At 39.5% G+C, this 10,071-nt stretch carries 7 protein-coding genes; all 7 read right to left on the bottom strand.

Features of this window, described 5'->3' with window-relative positions; translation table 11 throughout:
- On the bottom strand, positions 1-566 hold a 566-nt coding region (gene dnaN / locus COT43_11305), incomplete at its 3' end, for a DNA polymerase III subunit beta (GenBank protein PIS27289.1).
- A 377-nt stretch (positions 567-943) separates the two neighbouring features.
- Entirely contained in the window at positions 944-2,191 is a 1,248-nt protein-coding gene (locus tag COT43_11300) for a hypothetical protein (protein PIS27288.1), read from the bottom strand.
- Positions 2,188-3,006 carry a hypothetical protein gene (locus COT43_11295; GenBank protein PIS27287.1) on the bottom strand — a complete coding sequence of 273 codons (819 nt, stop codon included), beginning with the start codon at positions 3,004-3,006 and terminating at the stop codon, positions 2,188-2,190. The genes COT43_11300 and COT43_11295 overlap by 4 nt, the downstream gene beginning before the upstream one ends.
- The gene (locus tag COT43_11290) at positions 3,006-4,430 is read right to left on the bottom strand and encodes a hypothetical protein (protein ID PIS27286.1); all 1,425 of its coding nucleotides are present in this window, start codon (positions 4,428-4,430) and stop codon (positions 3,006-3,008) included. Before COT43_11290 ends, COT43_11295 begins: the two co-directional genes overlap by 1 nt.
- A 34-nt stretch (positions 4,431-4,464) precedes the next feature.
- Positions 4,465-7,695: a transcription-repair coupling factor gene (gene mfd / locus COT43_11285; protein PIS27285.1), complete on the bottom strand. Its 3,231-nt coding sequence runs from the start codon at positions 7,693-7,695 to the stop codon at positions 4,465-4,467.
- A 22-nt stretch (positions 7,696-7,717) separates the two neighbouring features.
- Positions 7,718-9,583, bottom strand: coding sequence for a tRNA uridine-5-carboxymethylaminomethyl(34) synthesis enzyme MnmG (locus COT43_11280; GenBank protein ID PIS27284.1), 1,866 nt, complete (start codon positions 9,581-9,583; stop codon positions 7,718-7,720).
- Positions 9,584-9,593: 10 nt separating this feature from the next.
- Positions 9,594-10,071, bottom strand: a 478-nt coding sequence (locus COT43_11275; GenBank protein ID PIS27283.1) for a hypothetical protein, incomplete at its 5' end; no start/stop codon positions are given.

The raw sequence follows: 10,071 nt of genomic DNA, 5'->3' as shown, positions 1-10,071 counted from the left end.
AAATTCTGATTATTAAATCCTTTATTTACCATACAAACCAGTCGATGACCATCAGTAGAAACAGCGCTTATTTCTCCTTCCTTAATTTGAAAAAACACACCGGTTAATGAGGGTCTCAATTCATCTTTACTAACTGCAATAATAGACTTTTGAATTAATCGACTTAACAGTTTATTATTAATCGTTACATAATTCATGAGACTGATTTTTGGCGTGGAAGGAAACTCATCTCCGGGTCTTCCTGGAATTTTATAAACACCGTGAGATGAGGTAATAGTTATACTTGCGTCTCCGTCTGTTTTAATTTCAATATCACTATCATCAAGTTCATTGATAATATCGAGAATCATTCTTGATGGAATTGCTATAGATCCATCCTCAATTCCTTTTACTTCAACCGATATTGACATAGTTATTTCTATATCGGAAGTCCTAAGCGTCAGTTTATTTTGTTCGACTTCAAATAAAATGCTATTCAGAATAGGCATCGTTGAACGCGAAGGCGATACTTTGGACACTTTTTGGATGTTTGAAAGAAGGGTATTTTTATTGACTGAAAACTGCATTTTATGACCTCCCATTTTTAAGAACTTTATCGTCAGATAATTTTACCAAAAAGTTTAGTCTAAAACAAGAACTTTACTAATTATGAATTTGACTTTTTTTTGTGTATTGCTTAAATGAGAAATCTTTGTCACATAGGAATATATCATGAATAGTTTTATATGAAGAAATAAAAAAGTTGATTATGTTATTAAATATGTTAATTTGTTTATAAGTAGTAATTCTAAGGGCAATTTGAGGGAGAAAAGTTGTAAACAATCATGTTAATAAAATGTTATTAACCTATTCTAAAGAGAACTTATGTAGACTGAATTAAAATTGTAAAAAATAAATATGACTAATCAACGAAAAATAAAAATGTTGTTAACAACTTAATAACCTATTTTATATCGATGAAAAATTGAGATCGGAGTTTACTAACCCATTCACGGTATAATTGATTTTTCTTATATTCTAAAGCCCACTGTTCAAGCGTTGTCCATGTATCGTCATAAACAGCATTCAATCGCAAAATATGAAAACCTAACATTGTTTGAAAAACATGGCTTATTTGTCCGCTTCTTAGACTATCTAAAACGGTTATAAATTCTTCCTGTTGTATCTGATTTTTTGGGATTCGGCGAATTCTACCCTTTGTAATTTTTGCATCAGGATCATCGCTGTAGCGCACGACGGCGGAGTCGAAAACCAAGCCATTTTCTATAAGATTATAAATACTATCTGCAAAAGCCTTTGATTTGATTATATTCTGTTCAGAAGATTTCGGTTTAATCAAAATGTGTCGCACATTGATATTTTCACCTTTTCGATCGATTGTCTGGATAATATGATAACCGAAGGTTGTCTTAATAAGCGTGCTGATTTCACCCGGATTGAGAGAAAACGCAACCTCTTCAAATTCCTTAATAAAACCGCCACGCTTGATGTACCCAAGATCGCCGCCATAGGTAGCGCTTGCAAGATCGTCAGAGTATTTTTTTGCTAATAGAGAGAAATCTTCGCCTGATTTAATTGCAGTTAACAGAGAGTCACCGAGGCTAATAGCGTTGGCATCTTCAGCTTCTCCGGGTTTGATGAGGATTAGAATATGGCTGAAATCAAGTGTCGGCGGTATTTTCGGGAGAGAATCCTTATATGTTTGGTAAAAGGTATTGATTTCCCGGCGACTGACGGTGGTTTTCTGAAATTTTTCAGACCGAAGTTTTTCGACAATTAGTCGGTTTTTTATAACGGATCGATAATCCCTTTTTATTTTACTGATCGAACTTCCTAAAATTTGTTCAGCGGCTTCTTTGGAACCCGCTTGAGCGATCATATTTTCTATTTGCTGATTCAAGGTGTTTTCAACATCGCGGTCTTTTACTTCAATTGTTTCGATTTTTGCCTGTTCCAAAAGAATATTTTCATCAATAAGTGCATCCAGCGATCGCTTTAACAATTCGAGATATTTTTCAGTATCTTTGGTTGGGTCGATGTGAAGTTGAGATGCATTCAGACGAGCAAATTGATCGAATTCGCTTTTTAAAATAACATTTTCGCCCACGATTGCGGCAATGCCATCAATTAATTCCTGAGCTTGGCAGAAATAAGAAAAAAGTAATAACAGTAAAAAACATTTAATTTTCATTGTTTTCCTAAATATTTAGAAATATTTTTTTGATTAATTTCATAATTAGCCGACGATAATAAACTATCGACGTGTTGGCTGTATTCTTCTTGGATTTTCTGCTCAGTGAGGCGTTGAATGATTTCATCACGAACATCCTCTTCGGGATGAGTAGATCCGGATTTGTAAATTCCCAAAATCTCGATGATATGAAAACCATAATCAGATGTAATTGGTCCGCAAACCTGTTTTGGGCTACTGGTAAAGATCGTTTTATCGAGCTCGGTAAGAGATTCGCCCCGCCGGATAACTTTTGTCTCGAATGGATATTTTTTGAATAGGCTGTTTAACTCCTCAGAATCTCTATTAACCAAAGTTGATTTGATTTTTAGCGCCTCGTCAAAGTTTTTTACAATTACGTGAGAAATCTTTGCTTCATCTTTATCTCGTACAAAACTATTCTTATTCATCGTGTAGTAATTGTCGATTTCCACTTCGGATATCTTGATGTTATTTTGAAGAATGTAGCGTATGTAAGAGTCGATGGTCAGATCACGTAAAAAATTATCTGTCTTAACACGTAAGTATTCGTCACGGTCAAAATGGTATTCTTTAGCCTTCTGATACAACGTTTCTTTGCGAACCCAGTTGGAAACCAACGAGTTGACAAAATTTTCGCTTATGGGAAAATTTTCTAAAGCCTCCGGAATCATTTTTTCCAAATCCTTTTGAGTTAGAACAGATTTTCCGACGCGAGCAATTACGTTATTTTTATCACTATGCGTTCCGCAAGAAAAAAGAAGTGGGATTAACGCCAAAAGGAAAAATTTTCTCACTATTCTACCTCTTTGTTCTTTACATCCATTCCCAATACCTTCCAGTAAATCTTAACTGTATATTTACGTTTCAGTTTCTTAATAATCGCTTTTTCCATTCTTGCTTTCGTATCGGCTAAAAAATCATTCTGTACTCTGCCTTTTACGGCGTCAAATGGTTGGGGTTCCGTAAGATTCTTTTTACCGATCCTGATGATCGAATAACCAAGTCCGCTTGGAATTAATTCGTTAAACACCGTGTTTTCTGGAACGGTTTGAGCTTTTTTACCAATACCGGCGTATTGATCGCGATTGATAAAGCCAAGATAGGCTTTCTGATTTGTTGCAAAAGTCAGGCGCTCGGTATGTTTGGCGGCAAATGACGGGAAATCTTTAGCAGACATGGCTAAGTCCAATAACCGTTCTGCTTTCGCTTTATCTTTGATGAAAATTTCCCAAACCTCCGCCGTCGGCGCAGAGAGATATTGAGACGGATACTTGTTATAAAACGCCAACAAAGAGTCGTTGGAAAGTGCGATGCGGCTTTCGATTTCTCTATTTCGATAAAGATTAAGAATGATACGGTGTTTGAAATCGTGCAGCGCCGTAACGAACTCTTTATCCCGATCGATTTTTGAGGCGCGAGCGTTGTCGCTGATGATTTCACCTAAAATTATTGTCTCAAGGATATAACTTGCGGTTTCAAAGGAGCCAATGTTCGGCGGGATTTTTTCAGCATTGCTTGACAATTTTTCAACGTACCAGTTTTTATCGAAACTCTTTGATTTGGTTGTAGCAACAATCGAATTGGTTTGAATGCTATTAAAAATTCCTACATAGGTTGCCGGTTTATTAATAGATTGGTAATATTTGAGAGAGTCGGTAAAAGAAGATAAAAGTTGATTCAAATTTTTCTCATTAATCAGCAGTTCATTTTGGAACTTCAGCTCTTCTAAAAAATTCAGATAAGCTTGCTGAATTTGAGGGCGGGAATATTTGATGGCATTTTCTTTCAACTCGTTTTTTACACTGGAGAACGTGTGGTATTGGCGATATTCCAAGGGTAATCTTTCGTAAGCGTCGCGCAATGACTGTTCGGTGATAATCGAGTCGAGTACCATGTGATTCAAATAGATTTGAACCATATTTTCTTGGGTGAAATCTTTGATTCGCCGGACGATTGAGGCGTCGCGATCAAGATGTTTCTTGATGGCGTCATAATAGAGGAGTTCTGAATTAGAAAAAGAAACGACCCGATCAATCTTCTGTTGCTTCGACAAGAGAGAGAATTCAGAAGGTGGAACAATCCGATCAAACGTCTCTTTGGTAACACATTGTGTGTTGATCCTGACAACGGTAGTTGGGTTGACGATCCAGCCACAAGACTCTGTGCTCATCAGAAAAACCATCAGAGATATTGCCAGAGCGGAAAAACGACGATTCATACCGGGACCTCATAAATAGAACTATAACAAAACTTCATAAATTAATCGCCTCCTTCAGGACATCCAAGAAATGTTTTAAAGATAATAACGGATCCGGACGATTGATAAATAAGAGTAGTTTCAATTCGTCTGACGGGAGAAATTTATATGCAAAGCCGATATTTCGGGTTGCATTTCTGATCGACTCAATTAAATCAATGTCATTGTTAAATGGATTGGCGTCAACAAAAGAGATTTCAACGACAGAATCTTTAAACACTATCTTATTGATTCCCAATTCGGATGCGGCGATTCGAATGCGAGATAAACCCAGAAAATTTTCACCAGTTTCTGGCACATAACCAAAAATATCCCGAATTTCACTCTCGATTTTTTTCAACTCTGGTAGCGTATTTGCCTCCGTCAAGCGACGATAATATTGAAGTCGCATAGAAGAAGACGATATATAATCTTCAGGTAGAAACGCAGGTTTTGGATACGTGATTTCAACGTCTTGCGGGGCCGGCGTAAGGGATATTTTCGTTCCGAATTCAGCATCTTTTGCCGCGGCTAAGGCATCCTTTAGAATCTGAACGTACATCGAATAGCCGACAGCGTTAATATTTCCACTTTGTTCGGTGCCGAAAACATTTCCCGCACCTCGAATCTCTAGGTCTTTAAGCGCAATGGAGTAGCCGGACCCGAGTGATGTGTATCGTTTAATTGTTTGAAGTCGCTTGATGGCGTCCGGACTCAGCGCATTCTGATTGGGGACGATCAAATACGCATAAGCGCGGCGATTGCTCCGACCGACACGTCCTCGCAATTGGTATAATTGGGCTAATCCGAAATTCTGTGCTCGGTGAATAAAAATCGTATTGACATTTGGGATGTCGATGCCGGATTCGATGATAGCCGTTGTAACCAAAATGTCGATTTTCTGGTTGATGAAATTTTTCATTATGGGTTCAAGAACTTTTTCCGTCATCTGTCCGTGCGCAAAACGAATGGATAATTCTGGGAAAAGCGCCTGCAACTGGCTTGTCATCACTTCGATGGTTTTGACTTCGTTGTGGACGAAGTATATTTGTCCGCCGCGTGCAATTTCCCGATAGACAGCGGTCTTAATAAGATTTTCGTCGAATGTGATAATTTCAGTAAATATTGGAAGTCGGGATTTCGGCGGCGTGTTGATTTGGGAAAAATCACGAGCACCGATGAGGGAGAAATGCATTGAACGGGGAATGGGTGTGGCAGAGAGCGAAAGCACATCGACGTTGTTGCGGAAAGATTTGATCTTGTCCTTATGCTTAACGCCAAACCGATGCTCTTCATCAATAACCAATAACCCTAAATCTTTGAAATGGATGTCTTCAGATAGCAAGCGGTGCGTTCCGATAACAATATCGACCGTTCCGATGGATATTGCCCTAATGGTTTGTTTTATTGTCTTTGAATCGACAAAGCGGGAAAGGAGTCCTATTCGAATGGGAAAATTGGCAATGCGTTCGGAAAATGTATGAAAATGCTGATCGGCAAGAATGGTTGTTGGAACTAAAATGGCAACCTGTTTAGAGTTATCTACCGCCTTGAAAGCGGCGCGAATGGCGACCTCTGTCTTGCCAAACCCAACATCTCCACACAGCAATCGGTCCATTGGGCGGGGCGCTTCCATATCTCGCTTGATCTCTTCGGAGGCGGTGGCTTGATCGGGTGTTTCCTCAAACATAAACTCGGATTCCATCTCGATCTGCAATTCGGAATCCGGATTAAAAGAAAAGCCTGAAGATTGCAAGCGCGATGCATATAAACGGATGATTTCTTGCGAAAAATATTCAAGGGATTTCTCCGTTATCGTCTTGGTCTTTTCCCACTCCTTTGAGCCAAGGTGATTCAATTTAGGGAAGTAAGATTCGGAAGTTTTGTACTTCTGAACGAACTTCAATTTTTCGAGAGGAACGAAAACACGCGCCTTGTCAGCATATTCAAGAACCAGACACTCACGAATTGAACCGAATGCGGTAATTTTTCTCAGTCCGACGAAACGACCAATTCCATAATTCAAATGAACCATAATGTCGCCAAAAGAAATATTATCCGGATCAAGTTTTTGGAGATCAGTCTCGGATGCGACGCTTCTGAAAACATTTGATTGGCGCTGTCTTGAGAAAAGCTCATGTTCAACATAGACGAATAGGTCTAAATCGGGAATCTCGAGAGAATGAGATAGCGTTCCATCACAGAGAATTATTGGAAAGGTGTCCAATATGATTTTAAGGCGGTTTGTTTGGTTTGGATTGCCGGAAAGGATGACGATTGTCGGCTGTTGGTGTTTTTCCAAAATTCGAACAAGATGTTCCTTAAAAAAAGTGATGCTTCCCTGATAAAAGGATGGCTGAAAAATTTTGAAATTAAATTGTGCATCGGCAACATCATAGAGGAATATGTTCTTGTAAGAAGGAGTGGTTGTAAAAGAGAGATCAAATTTTTCTGCAGATGAAAGCAATGTTTCGTAATGCGGAAGAATGATTATGGCGTCTTTAGATAAATACGAAAATAGAGTCGCCGACTCTTTTTGCCCACGGGGAAAATCTGGATTCGGGTAAAGCGCACAGCGATTAACACGAGCAATTGACAATTGGTCGTCAGTGTTAAATGTTCGGATTGATTCGATAACGTTATCGAAGAATTCGATACGATATGGATGGCGGGAAGATGGGGGGAAAAAATCGATGACACCGCCCTTAACGGCAAAGTCAAAAGGATATTCGACAACATCGACAGGATTGTAGTGAAAATCAACCATTTGATTAATAAAAGCATCGCGCGAAAAAGATTTTCCCACTTCAAGGAAAACAAGATTTGACCGATAGGCCTCCTTTTCGGGAAATGGTGTTGAAAGTCCGTTTAAAGTGGAAATAATAATCGGATTTTTTAGCGTAGTCAATTTGTTGATAGTGTCATGTAAAAAGTAGGTGTATGTTGTGTCAAATTCAGAAAAAAGCGTTGGTCGGGATACGCGGTCGGGAAGGTAGCAGACCATCGCAGAACCGACTAAAGATTCCATGTCATCTCGAAGGTCTTCCGCCTCAGTTGAATCTTTTACAACGATTAGAATCGGGTTTTTAAATTGTTTATAAAGATTGGCAGAAAACAGGCTTATAGAGGAGCCCTTCAGTCCACTAATAGTAACGTAAGATCGGCTTGATCGTAATGTTTCGGCAATTTTTGAAACAATCGGCTGGCTCGAAAAACGATCGAGGATCGTTACCAGAAAACCTGTCATCAGTTTCACGTGAAACCCGTGGTTATTTTCTCAATAATATTAAAAGCGACGTTACATCGGAAGGCGAAACCCCTGGAATTCTGGAGGCCTGACCGAGCGTCTCTGGCCTGAATTTAGTCAATTTTTCACGAGCTTCAATGGTTAATGAAGAAATATTTCTGTAATTAAAATCGAGAGGAATCCTAATCCCTTCGTGAGATTTGAATGAATCGACGAGAATTCGGTTGCGTTTTATATAGCCTTCATATTTTGATTCTACTTCAATCTGATCTCCTAAATCACGAAAGGATCTAATTGCCGAAGAGATATCTTGTGGAAGATAGGGTTCAATGTGTTGATAGTGAATCTCTGGGCGACAAAGCAGTTTAAAAAGAGTAAAACTCCCGGAAGCGGGCGCCCGTTGAATGCGGGATAAAATTTGGTTTGTGTGATCTAATGACAAGGAGTGGGTTTTCAGGTAGCGAAGAGATTCTGTAAGAATACGATTTTTCTCGGTGGCGTTTTTATAGATAGTCGGTGGGGTCAATCCGGTTTTATACCCTTTTTCTGCTAAACGAATATCGGAATTATCAAAACGCAGGAGTAATCGATGTTCTGCGCTTGAAGTAAACATCCTGTAGGGTTCTTCCGGGCTTTTGGTGATGAGATCGTCGACCAAAACACCAATATAGGATTCATCGCGCCCAAGAACAAGAGGCGATTCTTTCTTTAAACTAAGCGCGGCGTTAATACCGGCGACAAGTCCAAGTGCGGCCGCCTCTTCGTATCCAGAAGTGCCATTTATTTGACCGGAAAGATAAAGGCCGCTTATTTTTTTCGTTTCCAGACAGGAGTTTAATTGGTAAGATGGGAAAAAATCGTATTCTATAGCGTAGCCAGGACGAACAATAACCGCATTTTCTAATCCCGGGATCGTATGAAGCGATTTTAACTGGATGTCTATAGGAAGACTCGTGGCGAAACCATTCACGTAGTATTCATCTGCGTTAGTCCATTCGGGCTCGAGAAATATTTGATGGGAGGCGCGCTCATGGAATCGGACTATTTTGTCTTCAATGCTCGGACAATAGCGAGGTCCAATGCTTTTAATAATTCCAGCGTAAAGCGGAGAGCGATCCAATCCTCCGCGCAATATCTCGTGTGTATGGGGATTTGTATTTGTTATATAGCACGGAATATTGGGGGGAGAAAAATTCTCGGTTAAGAAGGAAAAGGGAAATGGCTTTTCGTCTCCATATTGGACAATGGTTTTTGAAAAATCAATGGAATCTTTACGGATACGGGGGGTGGTCCCAGTCTTTAATCGTCCGGAAATTATTCCCGCTCTAACTAAAGATTCCGTAAGACCGGATGCTGGCCTCTCGCCGATTCTGCCGCCAGGAAAATGATCCAAGCCGATATGAATAAGTCCATTAAGAAAAGTGCCACAGGTTAATATGGCTTTTTTACAGGAAATCTCGCCATGACTTTCGGAAAGAACGCCAATAAGAGTATTGTTGTCCACCAAGATGCCCGTTGCACAATCTTCGAGTATTGACAAATTATCTTGAGATTGAAGGACGCCTTGCATGTAAAGAGAATATTTGATTTTATCCGCCTGAGCGCGAGGAGACCAAACAGAACGACCCTTTGACATGTTAAGCATTTTAAATTGAATACCGGTAGCGTCGGTCGCCTTTGCCATTTCTCCGCCGAGAGAATCTATTTCGGTAACAAGATGGCCTTTAGCGAGCCCACCAATCGCGGGATTGCAGGACATTCGCCCAATAGAATCGATTGATAGGGTAATGAGAAGTGTCTTTATGCCAAGTCTAGCAGAAGCCAGTGAGGCTTCAATGCCCGCGTGTCCGCCACCGATCACAATAATATCAAAGTCCGTCCGTTTCACGTGAAACCGCTCACTTCCCGATACAAAATTTATTGAAGATGTTATTTAGAATGTCATCATTAACCGTTTTGCCAAGAATCTCATCAAGACAAGACAATGCAAGGCGTAAATCTATGACAATCATTTCGGCTGTTGTAAGATGTTTCAAACTTGACTCGGCGTGTTTTAAAAAACCCGACATTTTTTTTAGTTCAAGAAAATGACGTTTTTGGGTCAGGACGAAATATTCTTCGGATGGTTGCTTACCTTTTACGTAGTTAACCATTATGGTAGACAACTCGTGAATTCCAATTCTTTTTTTTGCAGAAACCACAATCGTTTTATATTCCGACAATTCATTTTGAAGGTTCAAGGTGGTTTTATAATCAGCAATGTCTGACTTGTTAATAACGATGATTACTTCATCGGTTTTTGTTGGTAAAATGTCATAGAAATCAGCCAAATGTGATCGCGCATCAACTACAAATAACAGAAGATCTGCCAGTTGG

This window comes from Candidatus Marinimicrobia bacterium CG08_land_8_20_14_0_20_45_22, from assembly GCA_002774355.1.
In the GTDB taxonomy this organism is placed as follows: domain Bacteria; phylum Fidelibacterota; class UBA2242; order UBA2242; family UBA2242; genus 0-14-0-20-45-22.
The sequence above is the reverse complement of the archived record's forward strand: the minus strand, read 5'-3'. Positions and strand labels throughout refer to the sequence as shown.